Origin of the sequence: Pseudomonas sp. SIMBA_068, assembly GCF_046534705.1 — a bacterium.
GTDB classification, from domain to species: domain Bacteria; phylum Pseudomonadota; class Gammaproteobacteria; order Pseudomonadales; family Pseudomonadaceae; genus Aquipseudomonas; species Aquipseudomonas putida.
The window spans coordinates 1-235 of record NZ_JAWRYI010001688.1; the positions used below are offsets into that span (position 1 = coordinate 1).

The following is a 235-nucleotide window of genomic DNA, read 5'->3' on the forward strand; positions in this document are numbered from 1 at the left end:
TTTGCAGCAAACACCCTCTAATCAAGTACTGTTGGGCATGTCTTTATTTTTAAGTATTTTTATCATGGCGCCTATTTATCAAAAGGTTAATGACGTAGCCATAGAGCCTTATTTAAATGAGCAAGTTACGTCTGTACAAGCGTTGGAGCTTGCAAAAGAGCCAATGAAAGCATTTATGCTCTCGCAGGTTCGTTTAAAAGACTTAGAAACATTTGCCAAAATAGCAGGCTACGAC

General features: G+C 38.3%; 1 pseudogene. It reads left to right on the forward strand.

Annotated features, from left to right (window positions below):
• Positions 1-235 (forward strand): annotated as a pseudogene (locus SB756_RS35490) (flagellar biosynthetic protein FliP); the annotation flags it as partial.